We start from the raw sequence: 25,479 nt of genomic DNA, 5'->3' as shown, positions 1-25,479 counted from the left end.
CCGTCACTGGGTGACTTCCGATTCGGTGCGCCACGTACGACCAGGACCTCCAAGGTCCACCCCGTACTCGACGACGGTGCCCTCGCTGTCGACGAACTTCGCTGTCATCACGACCACAGGTTCCGCTGGAGGGTTTTCGGGATCTAGTTCCAAGAGCCGCGTGTACTCCGGGGTGAGCAAGCGGGCAGAGGCGCTGTCGACGCGATGAGTGATGGGATGGCCAGTCACCTGGGCAATGAGCTGGAGGGATGTTCCCCCTGTGAGGCGCTCACTCGCCGCCAGTTGGGGAATCAGCCGCCCGAACCGAGCGGGAATCCATGAGGTGCTGTGGGCCACGATGCCGTGCCGGTCTCGGTAGACACGGCTTCGGCGGATCACATCGGAGCCGGGCTCGATGTCCAGCGCATGGGCCACTTCGGCGGGTGCGGGCACGACGGCGGCCTTGTGGGAGTCGGACCGTTCACCTGCACCCCAACTAGACCCGGTACGGCGCCCTCGGTCCTGGCGCTGGGCCCCCGAAGACATCGGAGCCGGCTGGTCTAGAACCTCCGTCCCAATGCCGTGGATGCCTCGCACCAGACCCTCGTTGCGCAGTTTGCGCAGGGCCTTCTCGGCCGTCGCGGTACTCACGTTCCACTCTTCCGCGAGGTTTTTGATGCTCGGCAGGAGCGATCCCGGCTGTAGCTGACCAGACGTAATCAGCTCTGTGTAGTGGGCGGCAATCTTTGCGTACGGCGCCCGATTGTCGGCCTGGCCTGCCATGTCGCCTGCTCCCTGTCGTCACTTCCCTGAGGTTCCCTACCTTACCGCTTGACACCGCAGGGAACCCTAGGGAACCCTAAGGATGTGCCCGGAGGGAAGCCCCGCACCGCAGGGGGTGAGTACGAAGTGAGCGCGCATTGATTGAGAACTCAACAGAGTGCTGATCCAGCCGCCTGTTCACGGGCGGTCGATGGATCGCGAAGTGAGCCCGAGTGCTCACGGTCCTTGACGCCTCTCTACGGGGCGTCATGGGCCGTGGCTGCTCGGCCGAGCAGACCAACAACAACGGCGAGCGGCTCCCGGGGGGCAACCCGGGAGCCGCGTTCGGGCCGTTCCACCTACCAGGGAGAACACGACCCAATGGAACACATCGTGACTGTTCAGGAAGCTGTTACCGCATTCGCGGACTGGATGGAGCCGACGGACGGCGAGCTGGACGCGATCGAAGCTGAGATGCCGCGGATCCTCGCGGACGTCGAGGCGCTGGACGTACAGATCGCCCTGCTCGACCAGGCGCCCACAGAGCTGGACGAGCGGCGCGCCCGCCGCGGCCGGCGCCGGGTGCTGTCGGAGCGGGCAACGCTCGCCAACCGCGCCGTCTCGGGTGCGGTGGCGTGATGGCGCGGGAGCTGCGGGCGCAGCTGTCCGCGAGTCGGGGCGGCTGGCGGCTCTACGTGGTGGTGCGCGGCTCGGTCGAGCCGTGGCTTGAGCACTGCTTCGGCCCGGGTGATCGGTTGCTGACGTTCACGGAGCGGGCGCGGGCGCTCACGGCGCTGGGGTTCGTTCAGGCGCCGGCTGCTGAGTGGGAGTGGACGGAGTTCAGCACGGATCCCGCCGACCCCGCCTCGCCGGTGTGGCTGCTCGCCTCCGTGCTGGTGCGTTCACGGCAGGAGGCTGCGGCGTGAACGGTGTTCATATCCGTTCAGCGGAGCGCGCGCTGAACGTGGGGACGTGGCTGATCGTGTGCGGCGCCATGCTGTATTCGATCCTCACGGTCACCCCCCTGATGTCCGCTCACACCCCCGCCAAGTGGGGGTGGACGGCGCCGATCCTGCCGCTCGTCGTGGACGCCGCGGTGGTCATCGTGGTCCGTCTCGACTCCGTCCTTGCCCGCCTGGGCGGGCACGGCGGACGCTGGCCCATCGTGCTGCGGTGGATGACCGGCACCATGACCCTCGCCCTCAACACCGCCGACTCCGCCTTACAGAAAGACCTGGTCGGAGTCGCGGTCCATTCCGTGGCGCCGCTGCTGCTGATCGTCACGGCGGAGACCGGACTTGCCTACCGCCGCGCCATCACCGCCGCCGTCACGGCGCTGGAGGCGCGGCAGCGGGCCGAACGCGAAGCAGCCCAGCGGGCCGCCCGCGAGCGGCAGGAAGCCGCCCGGCGGGAGGCGCGCGAGGAGCGCGAGCACGCCGCGATGCTGGCGCGTGAACAGCGTGAACACGAAGCCCGCCTCGCCGCAGAAGCAGCGGAGCGCGAGGAACGCCGGCGGCGGGAGGAGCGCGAGGACCGCGCCGCCCGCGAGGCTGCCGAACGCGAAGGGCGTGAACGCCGTGAACGCGAGCGTGAACAGCGCGAGCGCGATCGTGAACACGCTGAACGCGAGGCCGCCGAACGGGTAGCGAAGGAGGCCGGGGAGCGTGCGGAAGCCGCCCGCCGTGAACACGCCGCGCTGCTGGATGGTCCGCCCGTGAACAGCAAGCTGCCCGAGGACCACGCGCGGCGGATCGTCGCCGCTGCCGTGGCCGAGGGCGTATCGGTGCGGCGCGCGGCCGATCTGTGCGGCTGGTCGGTCGGCTGGGTGTCCGCCCGCTACGCCGAGTACCGCGACCCCGGTGACGGTGGCGCGCAACTCGCGATCGTGAGCCAAGCGTGAGCGCCCGGAGCAAGCGGCGTCAGCCGGCCGGGGACATGTTCCCCGGCATGGCCGACCGCATCACCGGCCGCCCACCGAAAGCCGAGAGCGAGCCGGAAGCGATGACGCTGGATGAAGCCATCGCCCGCTCGTTCGCCATCTATGACCGCGTGCTTGCCGTCTTCCCGGTGGTGGCCACGGTCGGTTTGTTCTCCGGTGGCAACGACTCCGTGGTCGTCAACCACCTCTTCCGCCACCGCGTGGACGCGATCGCGCACGTCAACACGGGGACCGGAATCCCGGAGACCACTCAGCACGTGCGGGACGTGGTCGCCGCATGGGGCCTGCGCCTGCATGAGCTGCACCCCCGACACTCCTACCGGGATCTCGTGCTCGGCAACGTGCTCGCCACCCGCGGCAAGAACATCGGCCGACCCGTCTGGAAGGGCTTCCCCGGCCCGGCCGGCCACTCCGTGATGTACCGCCGCCTCAAAGACGAACCGCTGCAACGCCTGCGCGGGCAGATCATCGGCAAGCGCGGGCGGTCCCGCAACGTGGTCTACCTGGGCGGCATGCGCTGGGCAGAAACCGACCGCAGGTTCCGCAACGCCGAAGAAGTCGACCGGGAAGGCGCCCTGATCTGGGTGTCTCCCATCGTGCACTGGACCGATGCGCACATGCGCGAATACCGGGCCCGGCACCGCTGCACCCTCCCGCACGAGCACGCCGAACACCACCTGTGCACGCCGGATGCGCTGCCGCTGAACGAGGTCACCGTTCACCTGCACATGTCCGGCGAGTGCCTGTGCGGAGCATTCGCCAGGCCCGGCGAACTCGATGAGATCGAGTACTTCTACCCCCAGGCCACCAAGCCCCACCGGGAGCTGGAGCGCGAGGCGGAAGCCGCTGGGTTGCCCGCGTGCAAGTGGGGGCAGCGCCCGCCCGGCCCGCGCTCGCGTCGCTCGGCCGGGCGGCTGTGCACCAAATGCGACGGCATCGAGGGACAAGCCGACCTGCTCGCCGAATGGCGTGAGTCCGGCCTGATCACCGACGCCCAGTTCGCCACCTTCACCAGCACCGACGAACAGCGCGCCGCCTGAACCCCTCCACCATTCTGGGAGTTTCGCTGTGTCAAGTCGTACCCGTGCCCGCGGCTCCAAGAGGGCTGCCGGCGTCCACACAGTTTCGATCCCGCGTCAGCGCGGGCGCCGCCGGGCCCAGCCGTTCGTGATCGTCTTCCCTGAGTCGCCCTCGCTGACTCGCGAGGCACTCGGCTTCATCGGCCGCGCGCTGTGGAAGGGCCGCCGCGCGCTCGCCCCGACCGCGCTCGCCCTGCTCGCGTTCGCCGTGACCGGCCTGCTGCACGTCATGGCCTGGTGGTCGTCCCTGATCCTCGCGCCCCTGGCCGCGGGCCCGCTGGTGTGGCTGGCGGTCATGCAGGTACGCCGGCCCGGCCGCGGCGCGGTCGTGCTGTGGCGGGCCGGCCTGGCCCTGCTCGCCACGTTCACCGCCGCATGGGCCGCGCTCGCAGCCGGCTTTGGGCCGCTCGCCGGCCCGCTGGATCTGGTCTGGCTGCTGATGTGGATCGCCGCTCAGACCGCGTGGCTCTTCGTCCGCCGCTCGCACTGACCTCAAGGGAGATCGCCCCATGGCAGACCAGGCTTCCGCCCACCGGCGGGCACAGACCACCAGCCGACCGCGCAACACCAACGGTGACGGCAAGGGCAACAAGTTCGCCAACGCCGGCGCCGCCGCCGGCGGGTTCGTCGGCGCCCTCGGTGGCTCGTTCGTCCCGCCGATCAACGTCACCGTCAACAACAGCAAGCAGACCGCCCGCACCGGGGGCGGCAGCCGGCCGCACTCCGAGTCGCTGCTGCCGTCGCCGGAGTTCGGTTCGCCGGCGCAGGTGCGGCAGTACTGCAACACCCTGCGCGCCGCCGCCGTGACGCTCTCGATCGAGGTGGCCATGGGCGCCGAAATCATGAAAGGCGTCCTGGCCGCGGTTCCCGACCCGCAGGGCCGCACCTTCGGCTCCCGTGTCCGGGCCGCGAAGGTGGCGCGCAAGATGCAGCGCTCCGCCGACGCCCTGCGTGACGCGGCGAAGAACGCCGCGGCCTGCTACTCGACCTTTCAGCAGGAGTTCGAGGAGGAGATCAACCGCGTCCGTCACCGTGCCCGCAAGCCGCAGCAGCCGGTCATGAACTGGCACCAGCAGTAGGAGAGGCAGCCACATGACCAGGAACAATCGCCGCAACGTCACCGATTATCTGGACGACGGGCGGACCATGGCCACCTACACCGTCCCCGACATGCACGGTTCGTCGGGCGGGGGCGTGGGTGCGTACCTGCTGCACCGGGCCAAGCCCCACCTTCCCCCGTGGATCGGCCTCGCCGGCACCGGTATCGCCGGCGCGCTGGGGAACTGGCGGTGGGAGGGCAGCGCCGGCGCCGGCGTCGGCCTCACCCTCGCCTCCGTCGCCCTCACCGGGGCAACGTGGTGGGCGGGGAAGTCGACCAGCCAACAGCGCCGGCTGCACTCCGCCGTCACCGTCGCCGCCGGCTCCGCATGGGTCACCGCCGCCTGCCTGGCCGGCCCCACGGCCGGCTCTATCGACGACATGTTCCTGATGGGCGGGCCGGTCGTGGCCCTGTCGTGGAACGTGCGCATGATGCTGCGCCACAACCCCGAGGGCGCCGTGAACGGGAGCTCTGACGGCGGGCTGCTGGAGAAGGTGGGCCTGGCCCGGGCGCAGATCGGTGCGGCGAAGGTGGAGCCGAACCGGGTCACCGCGCCACTCGCCGTGGTGGCCGGTGAGCAGACCAACGACGACGTCACCAAGGCACTGGCCCGGATCGCCTCCGCGCTGGACCTGCCGACCTCCGCCGTCCGCTACACCCCCGACGCCGGATCCTCCCGCCGCGGCGAACTCGTCATCGTCCCCGAAGACATGCTGGCCGACGTCGTGGAGTGGGAAGGGCCGTCGAACCTCGGGGGTTCGATCGCCGAACCGCTGGTCATCGGCCGCTACGACGACGGCGCCCCACTCGTCGTGTGGCTGCCGGGCGACCCCGACGCGGAACGCAACTCCACCCACGTCCTGGTCGCCGGCGGCACCGGATCCGGCAAGGGCGACGCCGCCTTGAACCTGCTGACCGAGGTTCTCTCGCGGCGGGACGTGATCGTGTGGTTCTCCGACCCGAAAGCCTTCCAGGACTTCGCCCCGCTCCGCCCCGGCCTGGACTGGGCAGCCGAGGGCGGCACCGACACCGAGGTCATGGTCGAGGCGGTCAAGGCCGTCATCCCCGCCCGCACCCGCTGGCTGGGCGCCCACGGCTACCGCCAGTGGGTACCGGCCGCAGCCCAGCAGCAGAACGACCCCGCCCACTCCTGCCAGAGCGCTAGGGCGTGCGGCTGCGCCGGGATGCCGTTCCTGGTCGCCTGGTTCGAGGAGGCCGCCAACACCCTGCGCGCCCTCGGAGACGACGCGTTCACCGGCATCGCACAGGAAGCCCGATCGGCAGGAATCTCGCTGATCGTGTCGCTTCAGCGTCCCTCCTACGACCAGATGTCCACCAGCACGCGGGCATCGCTGCCGTCCGTGATCGCCCTCGGCTGCGACCCCCGCGACGAAGGGTTCTGCCTCCCCGACACCGTGCTGGACGCCGGCGCCCACCCCGGAGCATGGGGAAACCGGCGCCCCGGATACTGCTACACCGTCTCCCCGGGCATCCCCGAGGACCGCTACCCCTCCCCGGGCCGCACCCGCCGCTTCACGCTGCGCGCCGTACCTGTCATGCAGCAGCTCGCCACGTGGGCGCAGCACAACGGCGCGCACGCCGACCCGATCACCGCCGGCGCCGCCGCTGGCGTGGCCGGGCAGGCATACGCCGGCCGCTCGAGCGACTCGCCGACCGCGCAGCCAGCCGCGCTGCGGGCCGTCCAGGAAGGGGATGACATGACCGAGTACGGCGGCGGGCTGCTGGTCGACCTCGAAGACGCCGGCATCGACGCGGACGCCGAACTCCCCGAGGCCGAGGACGGCGACGACGCCCCGATCTTCGGGCAGGAGACCGGGCGTAAGCCGTCCCCGGAGGAGGCACGGCGGTTCTTCGCCGAGGCGCTCGCCGACTTCGAGGCGGCCGGGCAGATGGTCGTCGGGCCGAAGGACTTCATGGACTGGTGCGACCGTCACAACCTCTCGCGCCCGTGGGTCTCCGAGCGGTTGAAGGAGGCCGCCATGGACGGCCGTCTGGAGGCGACGAACACCACCGGCCGGTGGCGCATCGTCCCCGTCCTGACGGCCGCCTGACACCTGACACCGTCACGGGCCCCTGACACCCAAACCCCTAGGCAAACCCGCTGTCAGAAACCCGTGACACCCCTGCCTGACACTCCCTGACACCACACCTGACACCCGAACCCCGCGGGCTCGCGCCACCACGGCGCGAGCCCGCGGCTCATCACGGGAGGCACGTTCCATGACGCACACCCACCGGCCGGCCGCCCTCGAGGTGCACCACCCGCAGCCGCTCGCCGTCCACCCGACCGTCGCACCCCTCGTGACCGTCCAGCCGGGCCCGACGCCGGCCGTGCAGAGCATCGTGTTGCCCGACGGCCGCGTCGTCACCGGCTACACCCTCACCCCCGCACCCGCCCTGGCCCCCGTCGACGCGCGGCCGGCCGTCTCGCGCACAGCGGTCAACGTCGCCCTCGGGGGCGTCGGGTTCGCCGCAGTGTGCGGCGGGCTGGTCCTGCTCACCACGTTCATCGCAGCCCTGACCACGTTCATCAGCCAGCTCATCACCCTCGCCGCGGTCATCTTCGGCGGATGGATCGCCGTACAGATCCTCGGCGGCACCCGGCACACCGGCCGGGGCGGAACCACGATCAACATCCGTAAGGCCGTGATCAAGCGCAGTCACTTCCACGGCTAGCGGCACGCGAGTCCCGCCTCCGGCCGGCTAGGGCTGGTTGTAGGCGAGCGGCCAGCCGGCGAAACCGCCGTCCTCGGTCTGCCAGACCAACTCCACGTACTCCTCACCGAGAAGATCCTTCACGTCCTCGGTGGGCTCGCTGGGCAGCAGAACAACCACCCGAAGCAGGTCCTTGCGGCCCGGGATGTGCCGGCGGTAGTCAGCCAACTGCCCGATCGCCATCCGCACATTGGCCCGCGTCGTCTGCCCCTTCGCCTCATACAGCGCGTGATCCGTCGCGTCGTACAGGTCGGGAGTCAGCGCCCCGGGCTCGCCCTTGATGGTGATCTGAAAACTGTGGGTCTCGTGGCCCGCCGCGGCCAGATGCGCCACGAACGCCTTCACCAACTCGCCCTCGCGGCGCAGCACCTTGCGCTGCCCGGCAGGAATGTCCGCCATCGTCTCAACAGTGCTGTGCTGCTCGGTCTTCTTGACCTTCGCGCCGCTCTGCTCCGGCAGCACCACCGGCTGCGCCACCGCTACCGCGGGATCAACGATCTCGAACGCAGTCTGCGCGGCGGCCGGCATCCGGTCCGCCTCCGTCCACGCCGGCGTCGTTCCCTCAGCCGGCCGGAACCGGAACACCAGCACATCGCGCATCACGCCGTCCTTGCCCGGCCCGCGCCGAACGTCGTACGGCTTCACCGGGTCCAACACCATCTGACCGATGTAGCGCTGCCGCATCGCTCCACTGCCCGGCAGCCGGCCGTGCGCGACGAACAGATGCACCTCACGGCCCTTTTCGACGTGGCTGAGCAGCGAGCCGTTGCGGCCGGAAGGCTTCTGGTCACCGTTGGCGCCGGCACCCGTGTACAGGTACAGCGGCCCGAACTCGTCGTCTTCCGCACGGCCATCGAAGGTGTACCCGTACTCCTCACCCGCGGACGGGTCGGAGTACACGAACACCTTGCCCGCAGCATCGGCCGGCTCGATCCCCTGGAACGTCCCACAGCCGTAGGTCGCAGCGATCACATCGCGCGTCGTCACCCAACCCGGCACAAGATCAACGGTCGTCGTCATGCCGCGACCCTAACCACCCCCACTGACACCCTGCCGCCCCATTTCCCGGGATGCAGGCAAAAGGGCGACCCCCCATCCGACCAAGAACACGGGGCCGCCCTCCTCACCAGCACCCTGCAACAGGACTGGAGACACCCAGCATGACCCAACCCACCGACATTCGGACAGAGCACCTGGCTACTGCTCTCTCCCTGGCAGCCTCCGGCATCCCGGTCCTGCCGCTGCGAGCAGGGAAGGTGCCCTTCGGCAACTGCCACCGCTGCACAGACAACGCATGCGGGGGCCGGCCCAACATGAAGAACGCCGGGCCGTGCGCCTGCCCCGGCCCCTGCCACGCATGGGCGGCCGCGACCACGGACCCGGACGTCATCCAGTCCGGCGTCTGGCGGCGCGCATGGATGCGGGCGAGCGCGGTCGCCTACCACCCCGGCGGAGCCTGGCTGACAGTCGTGGACCTCGACAACGCCGAGGCCGTGACGTGGGCACGCGAAACCCTGCCAGCCACACAGACCGTGCCCACCACCCGCGGTGAGCACTGGATCTACCTCGGGCCGATGCAGTCCACCAACGCGGTCCGGCCCGGCGTCGACATCAAATCCACGATGGCCTACGCCCGCTACCTCGGCCCCGGCACCGGCCGCATGGCGGCCCTGCCGGACGCCGTACGCGCGCTGACCGTGAAGAACCCCACCACGGCCCGGCCCGCGCCCCAGGCCATCACCGTGCCCGCCCTGGCCGGGGGTGGGGAGTGCCGGCACCGCACGCCCACCTACCTCGAGCGTGGCATCGCCATGGCAGAGCAGCGCATCACCGCGGCTTCCAGTGCGGTGCACGCCACCGTCTACCGGACGTTCCTCGCCGTGCTGTCCACGCACGGTCGATGCGGCTGCCTCACCGACACCCACATGGCGCGGCTGTTCGCCGCCGCTCAGGCAAAGGGCGAATCGGCCCGGCATTGCACCGACGCATGGACCAACGCCCGTACCAGGTTGGGACTGTGAGCATGGCCGACGACGAGACGAACCCCGCCCGCAAGGTCATCACCGACTACGCGCAAGCGCACTTCCGGTACTTCCGCACCGCTGACGGCACCGTGTACGCGCAGCGGAACGGCCACCCCGTGGCCCGCCCGATCCGCTCCCAGGGCACCACGGGCAGCCACCGGCAGGAACTCATGGTCGGCCTGTTCAGGGACGGGCGCGGCGTGTTCAACGGATCCGCCCTCAAGGAGGCGTTGGACCTGATCGAAGCACTGGCCCTGTACGAGGACGTCCAACCCGTCCACATCCGTGTCGCCCCTGGATTCGACGGGGCGACGTGGCTGGACCTGGGCCGCGACGATGGGCAATCCGTCCGCATCCACCCTACCGGCTGGGACATCCTCACCCCCGACCCGCGAGAAGTCTGCTGGCGGCGCACGCAACTCACCGGGGAACTGCCCCTGCCGGCCAAGGACACGGGCGGCAAGGGCATCGACCTCTTGATGCGGTTGTGCAACTTCGCCAACGCTGAGACCGAGTGCCTGGCCATTGTGTGGCTGATCGGCTGTCTCGGGCCATCGGTGCCCGTGCCCGCGCCGTTCCTCACCGGCCCGCAGGGTGCGGGCAAGTCGACCGGTGGGCGGATGCTCGTGCGGATCGTTGAGGGGATGAGCGGTGACCTGCGCCGGGCTCCGAAGGACGAGGAGAACCTGATCGCAGCGGTCGCCGCAGGGTGGGTCACCGCGCTGGACAACCTCTCCCACATGACGCCGGATCTGTCTGACGCCATGTGCTGCATCGTGACTGGCGCCGAGAGCGTCAAGCGTGCGCTGTTCACCGACGGGGACGTGTTCCGCGTCGGTTACCGCCGGCCCCTGCTCCTGACCGGTATCGACGTGGGCGTCATCCGGCCCGACCTTGCTGAAAGGCTCCTGCCGCTGCGGTTGGAGCGGCCCCGCGTCCGGCGCACCGAGGCCGAACTGTGGTCGGAGTATGCGGAAGTTCTGCCCGTCGTCCTCGGCTCGCTGCTGGATCTCACCGTGAAGGTCCGCGCGGTCGCAGCGGAGACCCCGACCGATCTGCGGATGGCGGATTTCGCGCACCTGTGCGCGCAGTTCGATGCGGCAACCGGCCTGGGAGCGCTCGCCGCGTACCGGGCCAGTCTGGACGACCTGAACGACGACGTGATCGAGGGAGATCTCCTCGCACAGACCGTTCTTCGGCATGCCGACACCATCGAGCCGGGCGGGGCGCAGCGGATGACGTCCACGGAGTGGCTGCACTGTCTCAGTCGCCTCTACAGCGGCGAAGATCTTCGTGCCTTGCCCAAGGGGTGGCCGACGACGGGCAAGGTCCTCTCCGACCGTCTCAAACGCCTCCAACCGACCCTGGCCGCCCGGGGCGTCCTCATCGACACGGGCCGCACCAGCGAGGGCCGCTACCTCGAAATGACCCGGACGGCCCCCGTACCCCCACATCAGCAGCAGCGGATGCACTGACCCGCGCCCGTTTCGCCCGGACAAGCAAGAGGAGCACCACCGGCCGGGCGTGCTCCTCTTGCTGTTCGGCGCACGCGACGCCCAAGGGGCGCGCCGCGCAGCGGCTCCTTCCTCATGCTCTGACCCGCACCGCACCACAACAGACACCCCCTCTTTTGTCCTAAGAGGGAAGACGCTGCGTCATCTGCGTCATGGAGGCCGGAAAACGGCACCTGAACTGCGAAAACGTCCATGACGCAGACGGCGGAGTCTGCGTCATCTGCGTCATCTGCGTCATGGGATGCGTCGCGGGTGACGTGCCGATGACGCACCTCCGAGCCGCTGCGTCACACAAAACCGCAGCTCAGAAGCCTGAATGACGCTGATGACGCAATGACGCAGAAATCCGCACCTCGGACACATGCGGGCTCCTGAGAAGCCCCTGAATCCGACTCCACTCGCAGGCTCCGCCCTCTCCGGGAGATCCCAACGTGCTGACCGTCGTCACGAGCGAACCCCAAGCCCTCACCGTTCCGGAGGTCATGACCGCTCTGAGGCTTAGCCGCAGCAAGGTCTACGACCTGATCCGCTCCAAGCAGCTCCCGAGCTACACCTCCGGCCGTGCCCGCCGCGTCCCGGTCGACGCCGTACGCCACTACATGCAGGACCGACTTGAGGAGAACGCAGCCTGATGGCCCCCCGCAAGAGAAACCCCAACGGCTCCGGCAGCATCTGGCAGCGCAAGGACGGGCGTTACGAGGCGCGCGTCTACGTCCCCCAGCCTGACGGCACCCGCAAGCGCAAGACTGTCTACGGCACCACGTGGGAAGAGTGCGACACCAAGCGCCAGGAACTGGTCCTGCGCGATCGCCAGGGCATTCCGACGCCCACAAGGTCCGCCAAGCTCTCCGAGTGGCTTCCGTATTGGCTGAAGCACTACGTCGAACCGCGCCGCAAGCTCAGCACGTACGACAAGTATGAGGTGCAGGTCCGGCTCTACCTGGTGCCCCTGCTGGGCACGAGGCGGCTGGAGTCGTTGAGCGTGGCAGACGTGCGCCGCTTCATCACCCGCGTGCAGAACGCACACACGGCCGCGACCGCGAAGGAGTCGCATCGAGTGCTGCGTACGGCGCTCACGGCGGCTGTGCGCGAGGAACTGATCACGCGGAACGTTGCGTCGCTGGTCGAGCCGCCGCGCGTCAAGCAGCGGGAGATCCGCCCCTGGTCGCTGGAGGAGACGCTGAGCTTCCTTGAAGCCGCGCGGAGCGATCCGCTGTACGCGGCATTCGTGCTGGCCATTGCCATGGGGCTTCGGCGCGGCGAGCTGGGGGGCCTGCGCTGGTCGGATGTGGACCTGGACAACCGCGTCGTGCACGTCCGTCAACAGACGCAGCGTCGCAGGGGAACGCTGTACGACGACGATCCCAAGAGCCGCCGCATCCGCGTCGTGCCGATGCCCGCGCTGTGCATCGCACCGCTGCGGTGGCACCGGCTGCGACAGCGGGAGACGTTCGCGCGCACGGGCGTTGCCTGGTGCGAGGCCGGCTACGTCTTCGCCACGCGGAACGGCCGGCCGGTCGAGCCGCGGAACGTGTACCGGTCTTTCACGCGGGTCGCGGCTGACGCAGGGCTGAGGGTGGTCCGGCTGCACGACGCGCGGCACGGCTGCGCCACGCTACTGACCGCGGCCGGCGTCGCGCCGCGGGTCATCATGGAAATCCTCGGGCACAGCCAGATCAGCATCACGATGGACGTGTACACGCACGTCGTGCATGACACCCAGCGGGAGGCGATCAGTCACATGGACCGGTTGCTCAAGCGTCGTCTGCCCACCAGCCTGAGCGGCGGAGCTGGATCAATAGAGTTTCCTTAACGGAAAAGCCCCCGCCTCGGACACCGGCGGGGGCTCAAATCCCGGGAGCGTTCGCCCTGATCACTCCCGGAGGAGATACTCCAGGGCCTTGATCCCGAGCGTGAAGACGACTACGGCCGCCGCTGCTCCGGCGCCGGTCGCGCCATAGAAGGTGAAGTCGCCCGCACGCGCAGCAAAGATCCCGGTGACAAGCCCGGCGATAACAGCGCCGAGGGCGAGCAGTGTGAGGTGCATCGCCCGGTGAACCAGCCCGCGATCAATCGCTTGCTGTGTACGGTGCATGGAAGGGTCCCGTCTCTGAGAACTGACTCGTGGCCCGAGAAGAGCCCGCCGGATGCCGTAGGAAGCCCGGCGGGCTCTCTGTTCGAGATAGCTGAATCTTGGCGAGCGGGTGCCTGAAATTGCCAACGGAACCGGCGATTTGCGAGGTTACTCACCACTCGCAAAAACTAGGGCTTCCTGTCGCTTGAGCGCTTGTGACGCGTGGTATGGATGCCAGGCGTGTCCGCTGCCAAGCGTAGGGAAGTGCTTCGGCGGCTGGCGTAAGCGATCGCGTGACCTGAGCGGAGGCGACCGCGTACGAGCGATTGGTAGTGCGCGCTACAGAGGATCCGGATGTGCTCCGGGCGGAGACTGAGACTGAGACGACTGCCGTCAAAGAGTGCCGTCAAAAGGCCCCGGACCATGATCGGTCCGGGGCCTTTGGCCTGGTGCCCCCGGCAGGATTCGAACCTGCGACACCCGCTTTAGGAGAGCGGTGCTCTATCCCCTGAGCTACGAAGGCGGGGATCTGTCGAAACCGTTTCTGGGATTGGTCCAGGTGGGTCCCGGCAGTGGTGTGGTGGCGCGGTCGGCGTACGGCTGTGCCACCGCCGACAGTGTAGCGGGTGGCGCTCGGGCGTCTGTCGTGCCGGAGCCACGGCTGACCCGAAATCGATGGCACGAGCGGTGGGTCGTGGTGGGGCGGGCTTCGTTCACAGCGGCGAGACCGCGGGGGCGTCCGTACGGTCAGGTATCGAGATCTTCGGTGATGTGCCAGAACGTCGGTCGATCTTGGCCCGTTGTCCGTTGTCCGTTGTCCGTGGTTCATGGTTCATGGGACGGGGGTGGCGCGGTGAGTGGCGCGTATCCGGTCGCGTAGGTGGCGAGGGAAGCCCCTGCCCAGGGGGCGGGCAGGGGGTTGGGGGTGCTGCGGTTGCCTCAGGGGCGGATGAGTACCTTGAGTGCCTCGCGGTCGTCCATGGCGCGGTAGCCGGCCGGGACGTCGTCGAGGCCGACGGTGCGGTCGAAGACCCGGCCCGGCTCGACCTTTCCCTCGAGGACGTCGGGCAGGAGTTCGTCGATGTAGGCGCGGGCCGGTGCCACGCCGCCCGTGAGGGTGATGTTGTTCATGAACTCCTGGAAGCCCAGCGGAACGTCGTCGTACTGCGGTGCGCCGACCCGGCTGACCGTGCCGCCCGCGCGGACCACGCCGAGCGACATCTGAAGGGCGGGCAGCGTGCCGACGCACTCCAGCACGGTGTGGGTGCCGTCGCCGCCGGTCAGTTCGCGGACGCGCTCGATGCCTTCTTCGCCGCGTTCCGGTACGACATCGGTGGCACCGAAGTCCCGGCCCAGGTCGGTGCGGTCCTTGTGCCGGCCCATGAGGATGATCCGCTCGGCGCCGAGCCGTCTGGCGGCCAGTACCGCCGACAGGCCGACCGCGCCGTCACCGACCACCGTCACGGTGGTGCGGGGGTCGACTCCGGCCGTCACGGCGCTGTGGTGGCCGGTGCAGAACACGTCCGACAGGGTGAGCAATGAGGGCAGCAGGGCGGAGTCCTCGGCGACGGGCAACTTGACCAGCGTGCCCTGCGCCTGCGGGACCCGTACGGCCTCGCCCTGGCCGCCGTCCACACCGTCGGCGGCCCACCAGCCACCGTGCCGGCAGCTGGTGTGCAGGCCCTCGGCGCAGAAGTCGCAGGTGTTGTCCGACCAGACGAACGGCGCGACCACCAGGTCCCCGTTCTTCAGTCCGGACACGTCAGAGCCGACGTCCTCGACGACGCCGAGGAACTCGTGGCCGATGCGCTCGCCCTGCTCGGTGGCCGGCCGCGACTTGTAGGGCCACAGGTCGCTGCCGCAGATGCAGGAACGCAGTACGCGTACGACGGCGTCGGTGGGCTGCTGGATCTTCGGGTCCGGCACGTCTTCCACGCGCACGTCCCCGGCACCGTAAATCAGTGTTGCTCGCATGAGGTTCTTCCGATCGCTGTTGCTGATACGGAGTGGCGGGTGTGTCTGTGCTGCACTGCCTCGGTGCTTCAGCAGCGGCCCCCCTCCGGCGCGGGCAGGGCGCCATGCCCCTGCGTCCCCAGGCCGACGACGCCGACCTCGGGCGGCCCTTTCCGGCCCGGCGTGGTGCGCATGCGCTCTTCCTCTCCGCCTCTCGTCGGCCGGCAGCCTCAGCGGGAGCGGGCTTGGTGTTGCCCGGCGGGCTGGTGCCGGCGCTGCTGCTCCGGGCCGGGCGGATCCCGCGCGGGTGCGCCCGCGCCCAAGGGGGCACGCACCGGCACGCACCGTCACGCGCCGCCCAGCCTGCTGAACGGGCTCGCCGCGTGGCAGGCAGCGGTCAGCCGGGGAGTGGTGTTCCGGGGCGTGTCACGCCCCCCACAAGCCTGCCGTGCAGGTCACGGCACCGCCACACCGAACGGCACGAAGAGTGAGCGGCGGGCATGGCTCGGGGGCGGGCGGGCTGTCGGGTGGGCTGCTTCAGGCTCCTGTTCGCTTCGGCCGCTGCGGGCGCGTGCCCGGGGTCGCAGCTCAGGGGGAGGCCGGCGAGACCAGTGGCCATTCCTCCGCCGACTGCTCCAGCGTGCGGACGATCGTGCCGCCGCTGGCGATGGGGATCGCGGAGAGCATCTCGGCCGGGAAGTCGAACGCGTCGACCAGCGTCATCAGGTGCGGGGCCAGGTCGTCGTACACGCTGTCGAGGGCCCTCGGCAGCGCCCGTACGTGGTCCGCCGTCAGATGGCCCTCGGCGAGCAGGTCACCGGTGTGGTCGCGGAGCCGGCGGAGCAGGAACAGCCGGCACAGGGAGCGCAGCAGGAAGCGCGCCGTGGGGTCCGTCGCCCGCTCGGCCGCGGCGATGAGCGCGTCGGCGGCCTGGAGACGGGCGTGCGCGGAGACCATTTCGAGGGCGGCGGTCGACGTGCCGTTCCACCGGCCGACCGGATCGCCCGCCGGGCCGTCACGCAGGTCGGCGCGGGCCCGTGCCTGCCAGATCGCCTCCGCCTCGGCGAGCAGACCGCGCAGGAAGGCCGGGTCGGCGAGCGTGGCGCCGGGAGCGCCGGGAGCGCCGGGAGCGCCGGGAGCGCCGGGAGCGCCGGGAGCGCCGGGAGCGCCGGGAGCGCCGGGAGTGGCGGGTGCGCCGGGTGCGGAGGGAGTGGCGGGCGCGGCGGGGCGGTTGGGCGCGGAGAGTGCGGCGGAGCTGTTGGGTGCGGCGGGGGCCCCGGCCCGGGTGCGGGCCGTCGTGTCGTGGCCGAAGACCATCTCCGCCGCCGCCTTCACCCAGATCACCAGGTTGTCGCCCTCGGCGGTGATGCCGCCCTCGATGTTCGACGCCAGGTCGGAGATGCCGTTGGCCGGGAACAGGCCCTGGGCGCCGCAGCGTTCGCGGCACTCGGTGGTGATCGCCCGCGCCTGCCAGGTGATCCACCCCTTGGCGACCGCCGTCAGCCGCTCGACCTCCTCCCGGTCCTCCTCGGTGCGTGCCGCGAAACGGTCCACCACCGTGCGGTGCAGGAAGGTCATCGCGTACGCCGTCGCCAGCGCGTCGAGCAGCCGGCCATGGTGGCTGCGGTGGGCGGCGACCGGTATCCGCTCCCCGGCCCGCGGGCCCGTCACGAGGCGGCTGTGGGCGTAGCGGACCGCGATGGTCAGCGCGGCGCGCGCCATGCCCAGGGTGCCGGCGCTCATGCACAGCTTTCCCATGGTGACGCGGTTGATGGAGCGCAGGAGGCGTTTGCGCCTGTTGCCGAGGGTGCTGGTCAGGGTGCCGTCGGGGGCGAGTCGTCCGTGGGCGGCCTCCAGAAGCGCCTCGCGCGGCAGCCACTTGTGGTCGAAGGCGGTGAGGGCGTGGTCCACCGGGGTGCCCGTGCGCTCCGGCAGCGGGCGGACCCGTACGCCCGGCAGGAGGCCGGACCGGTCGCCGAGCGGGGTCAGGAAGAGGAAGACGCCCTCGTCCCGGCCGTCGACGACGAGCCGGGCGGCGACCACCGCGCTCTTGGGGCCGCCCGTCGTGCTCGTGTTGGGCATGAACTTCTGCGCGCCCGGCGTCGGTGTGTGCAGATGGAAGCCGCCGCTCGCGCGGTCGAAGACCGCCACGGTCTCCATGGCCGCCACGTCGTTGCCGTGCTCCAGTTCGGTGCAGAGAAACGTTCCGACCTGCTGGAGGGTGGTGAAGGCGGACAGGTCGCGCCCGTTGTCGTCGTGGTCCACGAGGCTGCCGAGGAACAGGTTGTAGTGGATGCTCGCCAACGTGGTCAGGCCCCCGTCGACCGGCCCGATCCACTCGTGCAGCGCGGCCAGCCGGTGCGGGTCGGCGGCGAGCCGCACCGGGTCGTCGACGGTGTCGTTGAGCAGCCGCAGCCGGTCGTACGAGAGTGCGGTGCGCTCGGCGGGGGCCAGGCCGGGCCGGTACGAGAACTCCCGGCCGGAGATCAGCCTGCGCCAGGTGCCGTGCGTCCGCTCGCGGCCGGTCCCCTCGAAGAGCAGGTGTGCCAGGTGGTCGGCGACCGGGTGTCCCGTGGCGACCGGGCCGGCCTCGAACGTCGTAGCGATCATCGAGCTTCTCCCTGGCTTGGGACGGGCTGACGTGAACCACGGGACCCGAGAAGGGCTGAGGAAGGGCTGGAGAGCTGCGGAAGAGCTGCGGAGGAGCTGCGGAAGAGCTGCGGAAGAGCTGGAGGTCAAAGATACGTACTAGACGGTTTTGTCTTCAAGTCCCTCTTGCGGTCAAGGGTCATCCCTTACAAGGGAGTTGGGGGTGAGATATGTGTTTTTGAGTGGTTTGTGAGAGGGCGAGGGGAGCATTGAAAAACCGTTCAGCTGGTTTTATCGTCCCGGTCAGGACCGGGCCTGTCTTCGGCGGTGGAGTGGAGGATCGTCGCTGTTAGGGTGCGAACCGCTTGGTCTTTTCCCGCTGGTCGGGACGGTGTCCCGCGATCCGGACGGTGTCCCACTGGTCGGGACGGTGTCCCGCTGGTCGGGCTGGTGCGGAGGGTGCGTGTGGCGCGGCAGGAGCGAGCCATTCGGACGCGGCAGACGATTCTGGTCGCCGCGGCCGAGGTGTTCGACGAGGTGGGATACGAGGCGGCAACCATCTCCGACGTGCTGAAGCGCTCGGGGGTCACCAAGGGGGCCCTCTACTTCCACTTCACGTCGAAGCAGGAGCTGGCCCAGGCCGTGCTGGCCGAGCAGGTCGCCTCCCTTCCGCGCGTCCCCGAGCAGGAGCTGAAGCTCCAGCAGTCGCTGGACGAGGCGCTGCTGCTCGCCCATCTGCTCAGGGAAGGCACCGGCGATCCGATCGTCCAGGGCAGTGTGCGGCTGACCGTGGACCAGGGCTCGCCCAGGGACCATCTCAACCGGCGGGTCCCGATGCAGGCCTGGACCGAGCACACGCAGTCCCTCTTCGAAGAGGCCAGGGCCAAGGGCGAGATCCTGCCCCACGCCGATGTGGAAGCGCTCGCCAAGCTGTTCGTGGGCGCGTTCACCGGCGTGCAGGTCCTCTCGAGGATCATGACCGGGCGCGCGGACCTGGCGGAGCGGGTGGCCGACCTCTACCGCCATCTGATGCCGTCCTTCGCCATGCCGGGGATCCTGGTCCGCCTGGACTTCTCCCCGGAGCGGGGCTCGCGGGTGTACGAAGCCGCCATGAAGCAGCGGGAGTCGGCGGCAGCGAGTACGACGGACGCGGCACGGACGTTGGAGTGACTGTCCGGCGTGCGCGTCCCGCCGCCCCGGCCAGCCGGACCCGAACGGAACCACCGACCGAACGGAGCGCACGGATGGACATGACCGACATGGCGGAGACGGCCGAGGCGCCCGGGACGGCCGAGGCGCCCGGGACGGCTGAGGCGCCCGGGACGGCCGAGGCGCCCGAGACCGCTGAGGTGTCCGGGACGGCCGAGGCGCCCAGGACAGCGGAGACGGCCGAGGCGCCCGAGACGAACGGAACCAACAGGGTGGCAGAGGGAGTCGGAGCAGCCGGCGTCACCGGGATGAACCAGTGCCCCTACGCCCTGGACGTGACCGGGCGCGATCTGGCGGGCGAGACCGCGCAGCTGCGGACGCGGGGGCCCGCCGTGGAGGTGGAGCTGCCGGGCGGTGTGGCCGCCTGGGCCGTCGTACGGCAGAAGTACGTGAAGCAACTCCTCATGGACGCACGGGTGTCGAAGGACGCGCGACAGCACTGGCCCGCGTTCGTCTCGGGGCAGATAGACGAGGCGTGGCCGCTGTATCCCTGGGTGGCGAACGAGAACATGCTCTTCGCCCACGGGGACCGGCACGCCCGGCTGCGCCGGCTGAACGCGGCCGCCTTCACCGCCCGCCGCACCGAAGCCCTGCGCCCCCGCGTCGAGGAGATCACCGCCGCCCTGCTCGACGGGCTGGCGGACCGACCCGCCGGTGAACAGGTCGACCTGCGCGCCGAGTTCGCCAAGCTGCTGCCCATGCGCGTCATCTGCGAGCTGTTCGGCATCGCCGAGGCGAACCGTGAACCTCTGTGCACGGCACTGGAGCTGGTGTTCGGTACGGCGGTCCCGGCCGACGAGATGGCCGCGGCCCAGGTGAAGGTCTTCGGGATGCTGGCGGAACTGGTCGCCGAGAAGCGGGAGCGCCCCGGCGGCGATCTGACCTCCGCGCTGATCGAGGCCAGGGACGGCGACGACAGCCGCCTGACCGAGCAGGAACTCCTCGGCACCCTCTATCTGATGATCGCCGCGGGCCAGGAGACCACCTGCACGCTCATCACCAACGCCGTCGCCGCCCTGTGCGCCCACCCCGACCAGCTCTCGCACGTGCGGGAGGGGCGCGCCGACTGGGCGGACGTGGTCGGCGAGACCCTGCGCACGCACGGTCCCGCCGCGTACTCGCCGATGCGGTTCGCCATCGACGACATCGAGCTGGACGGCGTGCACATCAAGAAGGGCGATCCGATCCTGGTCTCCTTCGCCGCCGCCGCGGCGGACCCCGAGCCGTACGGGGCGGACGCGGCCGTCTTCGACGTACTGCGGCCCGGCCGCCGCGACGACCTGGCCTTCGGATACGGGGTGCACCGCTGCCTGGGCGCTCCGCTGGCACGCCTGGAGGCGACCACCGCGCTGTCGGCGCTCTTCACGCGCTTCCCGGACCTGACGTCCGTTCAGCCGACGGAAGAGCTCGAGCCCGTACGGTCCTTCATCGTCAACGGGTACGGCTCCCTGCCGGTCGTCCTGCGGCCGCACTGATGCGCGAGAAAACCGCACAAGCGGTTTGTTAAAGTTGCTGGACCCCCATCAGCAACGGAGCGCCCGATGGTCAAGCAGGTCAGACAGGAACGCGCGATCCGCACGCGCAACGCCTTGATCGAGTCCGCCGCCGCGCTCTTCGCCCGGCACGGCTACGAAGTGGTCTCGCTGTCGACGATCAGCGCCAGGGCGGGGGTCAGCAACGGTGCGCTGCACTTCCATTTCCCCAGCAAGGCCGCCCTGGCCGAGGCGGTCGGGGTGGCGGCGGCGCAGCGATTCGGGCGGATCATCGCCGGCGAGGCGCTGCCGGCTCAGCGCGGTGGTGTGCCGGAGCGCGGTGGTGTGCCGGAGCGTGGCGGGTTTGCGGAGCGTGGCGGGTTTGCGCGTCATGAGGGGGCGTCGGCGTACGGGGGGTCGTCCCGTTACGAGGGGGCGCCGGAGCGCGGGGCTTCGCTTCGGCGCATCGAAGCGCCTCGTCGCTGGGATGTGCCCCGGCGTGACGAGGCGGCGTCGAAGCAGGGTGCGGCGTCTCGGCAGAACAGTGCGCTGCAGACGCTGATCGACACGAGTCATGCCCTCCTGCGCGGCCTCGGTCACGATGCCGTGCTGCGGGCGGGGTTCGCGCTGGGGGACGGTGCGGAGGCCGTCGGCCGCGGCGAGGACCTGTACCGCAGATGGCAGGAGTGGGTGACGGAGGTGCTCGCCCGGGCCGAGCGGGAGGGCCTGCTCGCCCGCGACCTGGCCGTCCGGGACGCGGTGACCGCGGTGGTCGGCGCGACGATCGGCTTCGCCGTCCTCGGCGGCCATGAGGGGCAGTGGCTCTCCCGTACCACCCTCACCCGCTTCTGGACGCTGCTGCTGCCACGGCTCGCGACGCCGACGGCGCTGGAGGGGCTGATGGCGTCGGGCAGGCCGCCGGAGACGCGCTGACGGACCCGGGGGCCTGCAGCCGGGGAGCGGCTGCCGTACGGCTCATCCGGCGGTGGTCGCCGGGGTCCGCGTCTCCGCCCGGCTGGGGCACGTCCCGTCCGGGTCCACCGCGGTCAGGGCCGCCGCCGTGGCCGCGCGCGGCAGCAGTACCCGCCAGAACGCGGCCAGCGACTGGCCGGAGAGCCACTCGGGGTCCCGGCGGCCGAGCAGTTCGAAACCGGTGGTCGCGGCCACCACCGCGCTGACCGTGTCGGCGCGGACGAGGCGCCGGGCCAGCAGCCCCTCCTCGGCGGCCTCCGCGAGCAGCTGCTCCACGCAGGTCTGCCATTCCCGGAGCAGATTCAGCGCGCCGCCGCCCGCCGATTCGCAGTTCAGCCGGAAGCCCGCGCGGGCGACGACGTCCCCGCGCAGTCGCTCGGCCAGGGCGTGCGACGTGTTCGTCAGCCGTTGCAGCGCGTTCGTGCCCGGCGGCTGGGCCAGCCAGGCCGCCCGGCGCAGGCTCACCCCCGCCGCCGCCTCCACCGCCCTGGCCACCTCTGCCTTGCTCTCGAAGTGGAAGTGCAGTGCGCCGGGGCTGACACCGGCGCAGGCGCTGATGTCGGCCAGCCTCGCCTGTGTGTAGCCCTGCCGTTCGAAGGCGTGGGCGGCGGAGCGGATGAGGGCGTGGCGGGTGCGGGCGGCGCGTTCCTGTTTCGTCACCGGTGACTCCTCGCGGAAGGCGGCTGACCAGAGGGCCCTGCAAGAAACCAGCATAGCGGTTTGTTTGTGGCGCCCGTCACCACTTCGCCGACGCGGTACCCCCGGAGGCCAGGCACCGGTCACTGCCGCCGCCCGCGCTGCCCGCTGCCGCCGCCGAGCCGTACCGCGCGGCTCGGGCGTCGCGCATGCCGTCAGGCCCCCGGCACCTCCCTGAACCGGCCCGCGATATGCAGATCCGCCTCGATCCGCGAGGCCGTCGCGAGCAGTTCCGGCAGGACCTCCTCGACACATTCCTCGGGCGTACGACGGCTGCTGTGCAGGGCGACGTTCACCGCCGCCACCACCCGCCCCCCGCGCTCCCGCACCGGCACCGCGATCGACCGCAGCCCCTCCTCCAGCTCCCCGTCGACCAGGGCGTATCCGTCCCGCCGTACGCGATCCAGCACGGCCCGCAGTTCTTCCGGGTCCGTGACCGTACGGGGCGTGGGCGCGACCAGGTCGGACGGGTCGGGGAGGTGCGGTTCGGGCAGGTCCGCCAGCATCACCCGGCCCAGCGAGGTCGCGTAGGCGGGCAGTCGCGTACCGACCGTGATGTTGACGCTCATGACGCGGCTGGTGGTGAACCGGGCGGTGTAGCGGATCTCGTCGCCCGCAAGGACCGCGAGCGACGCCGACTCGTGCACCCGCCGCGACAGCGCCGCCAGGTGCGGGGCGGCGACGTCCGGCAGTGTCGTCCGGGACAGTGCCGGGAAGCCGAGGCCGAGGACGCGCGGGGTGAGCCGGAAGACCCCGCTCTGTGCGGTGACGTACCCGAGGTGCTCCAGGGTGATCAGCGCGCGCCGGGCGGTCGCCCGGGCCAGCCCCGTGGCCCGGGCGACCTCCGTGAGCGTCAGCGCGGAGCGTCCCTCCCCGAACGAGGTGATCACCGTGAGACCGCGGGCCAGCGACTCGACGAACTCCCGGCCCAGTTCCTGCTTGGAGGCGCCGGTCCAGGCGGCGAGCCCGGACGGGTCGGCGGGCGCGGCAGGCTCGGCGGGCGGTGCCTCGCGCAGCTCCCGCTCCATCGCGTCGACCGACGTGCGCAGCCGCGGCAGCAGGGCGTCCCGCAGGCCGGCCGCGGTGTGCCGACTGGTGTGGCTCACCACGCTGACGACACAGGCGATACGGCCGTCCGGGTCCCGTACGGGCACGGCGAGGGCCACAAGACCCGGCTCGATCAGCTGGTCGTCCAGTGCCCAGCCCTGCTTTCGGGCCGCCGCCGTACGCTCCTCGAAGTCGTCGCCCAGGGTGCCGCCTCGGCGCCGTCCCGAGGACCTTTCGCCCCTGTCGTCGTCCTCCAGCGGGCGGCTGCGGGCCGGAACCGCCGGAAAGCCGCGGTCCTCGGGGTCCGCCGCCCGCCGCTCGCGCCACCGCTGCCACTCGGCCGCATCCCATTCGGTGGCGAACAGCGGGCCCGGCGCGGTGCGTTCGGCGGGCAGCAGGTCGCCGATGCGGAAGCTCAGGGACATGGCGCGGCGCCGGGTCGCCTGGTGGATGAAGCGGATCCCGTCCCGGTCGCCGACGGCGAGGGACACGGACTCGTCCAGCTCGTCGGCGAGCGCGTCCGCCTGGGCGTGCAGCAGCTTCGGCAGCCGCAGCGCGGCCAGATACGCGTTGCCCAGCTCCATCAGCCGTGGTGCGAGTACGGCGTCCCGGCCGTCCAGTCGTACGTACCCCATGCGCGCCAGCGTCGCCGTGATCCGGTCGACGGTGGACCGGGCGAGCCCGCTGGCCCGCTCCAGGCCGCTGAGGCTGGCCCTCCCGTCGGCCTCCGTGAGCCGCCGCAGGACGGTGATGCCGCGGGTGAGCGGAGCGACGGCCTCGGCGGGTACGGCGGTGCTGTCGGGGGCCGCGGTGACGTTCGGGGACATGCGCTCACGGTAATGCCGCGCCCGCCACGTCCGCCGAGAGACGTACGCCGCCCGGTGGCCGCGCGGAGCACGTGTGCCGAGCCCTCCGCCGTCCTCGTGCCGAGCCCCCCGTCCTCGCCCCTGTCCCCGCCCCGTCCTCGCCCCGTCCTCGCCTGTCCCCTCGACTCAACGCCGCGACACCTGGACCCGGTAGTCCCCGGAGGGGTCCGCCGCGATGACCGTGATGGTGATTCCTCTGGCCGGGTCCTTGAAGGACTCGTCGGCTATGAAGGGGGCGTCCGACAGTTCGGCGTGGACGTTGGGGCTGCGGGTGCAGCCGCCGCTGTCGCGCGTGGAGTCGAACACGTTGATGGGCCCGTTGCCGGTGTCTATGTCCGCGTCGACCTTGTAGATGAGGATGCCGGGGCGGCACACGTCCGCGTCGTTGCCCTCGGGGGTGCGCAGTTCCAGCGCGTACGCCGTGGTGGTGCTGAGGGGCACGACGACGAGCTTGACGCCGCCGGGCCGGGCCAGCGGGGTGAGGGTGTACTCCGCGGTGCCGGGTGCCGAGGCGCAGCGGACCTGGGAGTCGTCCAGCCAGCCGAGCTTCCATTTGTGCCAGGCGAGCAGATCGTTGTCCGCCCCCCAGTCCTCGCTCATGATGTCCCAGTGCCCGACCGCGCCGCCGCCGTCCTGGGTGTAGAGGTCGGGCAGCCCGAAGGTGTGGCCGTTCTCGTGGGGGAGCACCCGGTAGCCGGTCTCCGCGTAGGAGCCGGAGCCGTCGTCCTGGCGGCTGTAGACGAACGACGCGTTGGCCACGGGCACCCCGTCGGCGACCGGCGCCTCGGTGTTGCCCGCGAAGGTCACCGACAGCACGGTGTCCAGGGCGGAGGGGCCCGCGTTCGGGGTGATCAGCACGTTCAGCAGGTCGTACTGGCGGAAGTCCACCTCGGGATCGGCCTCCGCCACTATGTCCTGGACCAGACCGCGGTAGCCGGGGTCGAAGGGTGCGCCGCGTTCGATCCCGTACGCCCCGAAGGGCTTGGGCATCCGGAGCCAGTGGGTGACCGGGGCCTCCGGCCGGTAGTCGAGGCGGCCGTACGAGCTGACCTTGAACCAGTTCTGGGTCTGCGGGAAGAACTCCGCGAGGCGCTCGAGCGCGCTGCCCTGGCCGGGCGCGTCGGAGAAGTCGACCATCAGGGTCAGGGCGCGGACCGTGCCGGTGGAGCGGGAGTAACCGGCCGGGGTCGGGATGCCCTCCGCCATCTGTACGCCCATTCCGCCGCGGATCATGCAGGAGCCGAGCGCCGTGGAGCGGGCCGGTGCGATGGGGCCCGCCGTCGTGGAGCCCGCCGTCAGATGTCCGGTACCGGCGGAGGTGGAGACCGCCAGCGTCAGAACGGTGACCGAGGCGAGCGCGGCGACACGGCGCGGGCGTATCCGGCGGCGGGACGACTGCATACGGGGGCCCTTCGCTCCGCGGCAGCCGCCGGTCTCCGACTGCACCCTTGCGATCACCCTGTGTCGAC

Annotated in this window: 23 protein-coding genes and 1 tRNA gene; 15 read left to right on the top strand and 9 right to left on the bottom strand. The window is 70.7% G+C overall.

The features are described 5' to 3' along the window. Positions 1-3 precede the first annotated feature (3 nt). Positions 4-762, bottom strand: coding sequence for a GntR family transcriptional regulator (locus GTY58_RS19420; protein WP_010985152.1), 759 nt, complete (start codon positions 760-762; stop codon positions 4-6). 360 nt (positions 763-1,122) lie between these two features. Here GTY58_RS19420 and GTY58_RS19415 point away from each other — a divergent pair, with 360 nt between their 5' ends. The 8 genes from GTY58_RS19415 to GTY58_RS19380 all read left to right on the top strand — a co-directional run bounded on the left by GTY58_RS19415 (position 1,123) and on the right by GTY58_RS19380 (position 7,555). Next, complete coding sequence (locus tag GTY58_RS19415; protein WP_037644764.1) at positions 1,123-1,380, top strand: DUF6284 family protein; 258 nt, start codon at positions 1,123-1,125, stop codon at positions 1,378-1,380. Next, positions 1,380-1,667, top strand: coding sequence for a DUF6303 family protein (locus tag GTY58_RS19410; RefSeq protein WP_037644767.1), 288 nt, complete (start codon positions 1,380-1,382; stop codon positions 1,665-1,667). Before GTY58_RS19415 ends, GTY58_RS19410 begins: the two co-directional genes overlap by 1 nt. Continuing rightward, complete coding sequence (locus GTY58_RS19405) at positions 1,664-2,641, top strand: hypothetical protein (protein WP_010985150.1); 978 nt, start codon at positions 1,664-1,666, stop codon at positions 2,639-2,641. Before GTY58_RS19410 ends, GTY58_RS19405 begins: the two co-directional genes overlap by 4 nt. Positions 2,642-2,688: 47 nt before the next feature. Further along, positions 2,689-3,720, top strand: coding sequence for a phosphoadenosine phosphosulfate reductase family protein (locus GTY58_RS19400; protein ID WP_159028998.1), 1,032 nt, complete (start codon positions 2,689-2,691; stop codon positions 3,718-3,720). Positions 3,721-3,748: 28 nt separating this feature from the next. Further along, positions 3,749-4,249, top strand: a complete 501-nt coding sequence (locus tag GTY58_RS19395; protein ID WP_010985148.1) for a hypothetical protein — start codon at positions 3,749-3,751, stop codon at positions 4,247-4,249. 19 nt (positions 4,250-4,268) lie between these two features. Continuing rightward, a complete protein-coding gene (traA, locus tag GTY58_RS19390; RefSeq protein ID WP_010985147.1) occupies positions 4,269-4,838 on the top strand; it encodes a plasmid transfer protein TraA in 570 nt (189 codons plus the stop codon). A gap of 67 nt (positions 4,839-4,905) precedes the next feature. Beyond that, positions 4,906-6,930 carry a plasmid transfer protein TraB gene (traB, locus tag GTY58_RS19385; RefSeq protein ID WP_037645114.1) on the top strand — a complete coding sequence of 675 codons (2,025 nt, stop codon included), beginning with the start codon at positions 4,906-4,908 and terminating at the stop codon, positions 6,928-6,930. 169 nt (positions 6,931-7,099) lie between these two features. Beyond that, positions 7,100-7,555: a hypothetical protein gene (locus tag GTY58_RS19380; protein ID WP_010985145.1), complete on the top strand. Its 456-nt coding sequence runs from the start codon at positions 7,100-7,102 to the stop codon at positions 7,553-7,555. 27 nt (positions 7,556-7,582) lie between these two features. Here the strand turns inward: GTY58_RS19380 and GTY58_RS19375 are convergent, their stop codons facing one another. Beyond that, positions 7,583-8,614 carry a hypothetical protein gene (locus tag GTY58_RS19375; RefSeq protein ID WP_010985144.1) on the bottom strand — a complete coding sequence of 344 codons (1,032 nt, stop codon included), beginning with the start codon at positions 8,612-8,614 and terminating at the stop codon, positions 7,583-7,585. A gap of 140 nt (positions 8,615-8,754) precedes the next feature. Here GTY58_RS19375 and GTY58_RS19370 point away from each other — a divergent pair, with 140 nt between their 5' ends. The 4 genes from GTY58_RS19370 to GTY58_RS19355 all read left to right on the top strand — a co-directional run bounded on the left by GTY58_RS19370 (position 8,755) and on the right by GTY58_RS19355 (position 12,945). Further along, positions 8,755-9,615 (top strand): bifunctional DNA primase/polymerase, encoded by an 861-nt coding sequence (locus GTY58_RS19370; RefSeq protein WP_010985143.1) that lies wholly within the window; start codon positions 8,755-8,757, stop codon positions 9,613-9,615. 2 nt (positions 9,616-9,617) lie between these two features. Then, on the top strand, positions 9,618-11,093 hold the full coding sequence (locus GTY58_RS19365; RefSeq protein WP_010985142.1) for a hypothetical protein: 1,476 nt from the start codon (positions 9,618-9,620) through the stop codon (positions 11,091-11,093). A gap of 470 nt (positions 11,094-11,563) precedes the next feature. Continuing rightward, a complete protein-coding gene (locus GTY58_RS19360; RefSeq protein WP_010985140.1) occupies positions 11,564-11,764 on the top strand; it encodes a helix-turn-helix domain-containing protein in 201 nt (66 codons plus the stop codon). Beyond that, positions 11,761-12,945: a site-specific integrase gene (locus tag GTY58_RS19355; RefSeq protein WP_107083268.1), complete on the top strand. Its 1,185-nt coding sequence runs from the start codon at positions 11,761-11,763 to the stop codon at positions 12,943-12,945. Before GTY58_RS19360 ends, GTY58_RS19355 begins: the two co-directional genes overlap by 4 nt. 60 nt (positions 12,946-13,005) lie before the next feature. Here GTY58_RS19355 and GTY58_RS19350 read toward each other — a convergent pair whose 3' ends face one another. The 4 genes from GTY58_RS19350 to GTY58_RS19335 all read right to left on the bottom strand — a co-directional run bounded on the left by GTY58_RS19350 (position 13,006) and on the right by GTY58_RS19335 (position 17,769). Continuing rightward, entirely contained in the window at positions 13,006-13,227 is a 222-nt protein-coding gene (locus GTY58_RS19350; RefSeq protein ID WP_037644772.1) for a hypothetical protein, read from the bottom strand. Between the two features lie 426 nt (positions 13,228-13,653). Then, a tRNA-Arg gene (locus GTY58_RS19345) sits at positions 13,654-13,729 on the bottom strand. Between the two features lie 416 nt (positions 13,730-14,145). Next, complete coding sequence (locus tag GTY58_RS19340; protein ID WP_010985138.1) at positions 14,146-15,180, bottom strand: zinc-dependent alcohol dehydrogenase family protein; 1,035 nt, start codon at positions 15,178-15,180, stop codon at positions 14,146-14,148. Positions 15,181-15,747: 567 nt separating this feature from the next. Beyond that, on the bottom strand, positions 15,748-17,769 hold the full coding sequence (locus GTY58_RS19335) for an acyl-CoA dehydrogenase (RefSeq protein WP_010985137.1): 2,022 nt from the start codon (positions 17,767-17,769) through the stop codon (positions 15,748-15,750). A 444-nt stretch (positions 17,770-18,213) separates the two neighbouring features. Here GTY58_RS19335 and GTY58_RS19330 point away from each other — a divergent pair, with 444 nt between their 5' ends. The 3 genes from GTY58_RS19330 (at position 18,214) to GTY58_RS41665 (ending at position 21,362) form a co-directional block, all read left to right on the top strand. Then, entirely contained in the window at positions 18,214-18,918 is a 705-nt protein-coding gene (locus GTY58_RS19330; protein WP_010985136.1) for a ScbR family autoregulator-binding transcription factor, read from the top strand. 287 nt (positions 18,919-19,205) lie between these two features. Beyond that, on the top strand, positions 19,206-20,432 hold the full coding sequence (locus GTY58_RS19325) for a cytochrome P450 (RefSeq protein ID WP_037645123.1): 1,227 nt from the start codon (positions 19,206-19,208) through the stop codon (positions 20,430-20,432). 66 nt (positions 20,433-20,498) lie between these two features. After that, the gene (locus tag GTY58_RS41665; RefSeq protein ID WP_010985134.1) at positions 20,499-21,362 is read left to right on the top strand and encodes a helix-turn-helix domain-containing protein; all 864 of its coding nucleotides are present in this window, start codon (positions 20,499-20,501) and stop codon (positions 21,360-21,362) included. Between the two features lie 42 nt (positions 21,363-21,404). On the opposite strand, the gene GTY58_RS19315 is transcribed toward GTY58_RS41665, so the two are convergent. The 3 genes from GTY58_RS19315 to GTY58_RS19305 all read right to left on the bottom strand — a co-directional run bounded on the left by GTY58_RS19315 (position 21,405) and on the right by GTY58_RS19305 (position 25,411). Then, entirely contained in the window at positions 21,405-22,061 is a 657-nt protein-coding gene (locus GTY58_RS19315) for a ScbR family autoregulator-binding transcription factor (RefSeq protein ID WP_010985133.1), read from the bottom strand. 191 nt (positions 22,062-22,252) lie between these two features. Further along, a complete protein-coding gene (locus GTY58_RS19310) occupies positions 22,253-23,971 on the bottom strand; it encodes an IclR family transcriptional regulator C-terminal domain-containing protein (protein ID WP_010985132.1) in 1,719 nt (572 codons plus the stop codon). A gap of 165 nt (positions 23,972-24,136) precedes the next feature. Continuing rightward, positions 24,137-25,411 carry a M6 family metalloprotease domain-containing protein gene (locus GTY58_RS19305; RefSeq protein WP_037644775.1) on the bottom strand — a complete coding sequence of 425 codons (1,275 nt, stop codon included), beginning with the start codon at positions 25,409-25,411 and terminating at the stop codon, positions 24,137-24,139. Between the last annotated feature and the right edge of the window lie 68 nt (positions 25,412-25,479).

It is taken from the genome of Streptomyces sp. SID5469 (assembly GCF_009862865.1).
Taxonomy (GTDB): Bacteria; Actinomycetota; Actinomycetes; order Streptomycetales; family Streptomycetaceae; genus Streptomyces; species Streptomyces avermitilis.
Note: the sequence above shows the minus strand (reverse complement) of the source record. Positions and strands in the feature narration are given on the sequence as shown.

What these genes read in the sequence shown, in the direction of transcription:
- GTY58_RS19420 (WP_010985152.1), bottom strand. Translation starts at nt 762, where the DNA reads ATGGCAGGCCAGGCCGACAATCGGGCGCCGTACGCAAAGATTGCCGCC.
- GTY58_RS19415 (WP_037644764.1), top strand. Translation starts at nt 1,123, where the DNA reads ATGGAACACATCGTGACTGTTCAGGAAGCTGTTACCGCATTCGCGGAC.
- GTY58_RS19410 (WP_037644767.1), top strand. Translation starts at nt 1,380, where the DNA reads ATGGCGCGGGAGCTGCGGGCGCAGCTGTCCGCGAGTCGGGGCGGCTGG.
- GTY58_RS19400 (WP_159028998.1), top strand. Translation starts at nt 2,689, where the DNA reads ATGGCCGACCGCATCACCGGCCGCCCACCGAAAGCCGAGAGCGAGCCG.
- traA (WP_010985147.1), top strand. Translation starts at nt 4,269, where the DNA reads ATGGCAGACCAGGCTTCCGCCCACCGGCGGGCACAGACCACCAGCCGA.
- traB (WP_037645114.1), top strand. Translation starts at nt 4,906, where the DNA reads ATGGCCACCTACACCGTCCCCGACATGCACGGTTCGTCGGGCGGGGGC.
- GTY58_RS19380 (WP_010985145.1), top strand. Translation starts at nt 7,100, where the DNA reads ATGACGCACACCCACCGGCCGGCCGCCCTCGAGGTGCACCACCCGCAG.
- GTY58_RS19375 (WP_010985144.1), bottom strand. Translation starts at nt 8,614, where the DNA reads ATGACGACGACCGTTGATCTTGTGCCGGGTTGGGTGACGACGCGCGAT.
- GTY58_RS19370 (WP_010985143.1), top strand. Translation starts at nt 8,755, where the DNA reads ATGACCCAACCCACCGACATTCGGACAGAGCACCTGGCTACTGCTCTC.
- GTY58_RS19365 (WP_010985142.1), top strand. Translation starts at nt 9,618, where the DNA reads ATGGCCGACGACGAGACGAACCCCGCCCGCAAGGTCATCACCGACTAC.
- GTY58_RS19350 (WP_037644772.1), bottom strand. Translation starts at nt 13,227, where the DNA reads ATGCACCGTACACAGCAAGCGATTGATCGCGGGCTGGTTCACCGGGCG.
- GTY58_RS19340 (WP_010985138.1), bottom strand. Translation starts at nt 15,180, where the DNA reads ATGCGAGCAACACTGATTTACGGTGCCGGGGACGTGCGCGTGGAAGAC.
- GTY58_RS19335 (WP_010985137.1), bottom strand. Translation starts at nt 17,769, where the DNA reads ATGATCGCTACGACGTTCGAGGCCGGCCCGGTCGCCACGGGACACCCG.
- GTY58_RS19325 (WP_037645123.1), top strand. Translation starts at nt 19,206, where the DNA reads ATGAACCAGTGCCCCTACGCCCTGGACGTGACCGGGCGCGATCTGGCG.
- GTY58_RS41665 (WP_010985134.1), top strand. Translation starts at nt 20,499, where the DNA reads ATGGTCAAGCAGGTCAGACAGGAACGCGCGATCCGCACGCGCAACGCC.
- GTY58_RS19310 (WP_010985132.1), bottom strand. Translation starts at nt 23,971, where the DNA reads ATGTCCCCGAACGTCACCGCGGCCCCCGACAGCACCGCCGTACCCGCC.
- GTY58_RS19305 (WP_037644775.1), bottom strand. Translation starts at nt 25,411, where the DNA reads ATGCAGTCGTCCCGCCGCCGGATACGCCCGCGCCGTGTCGCCGCGCTC.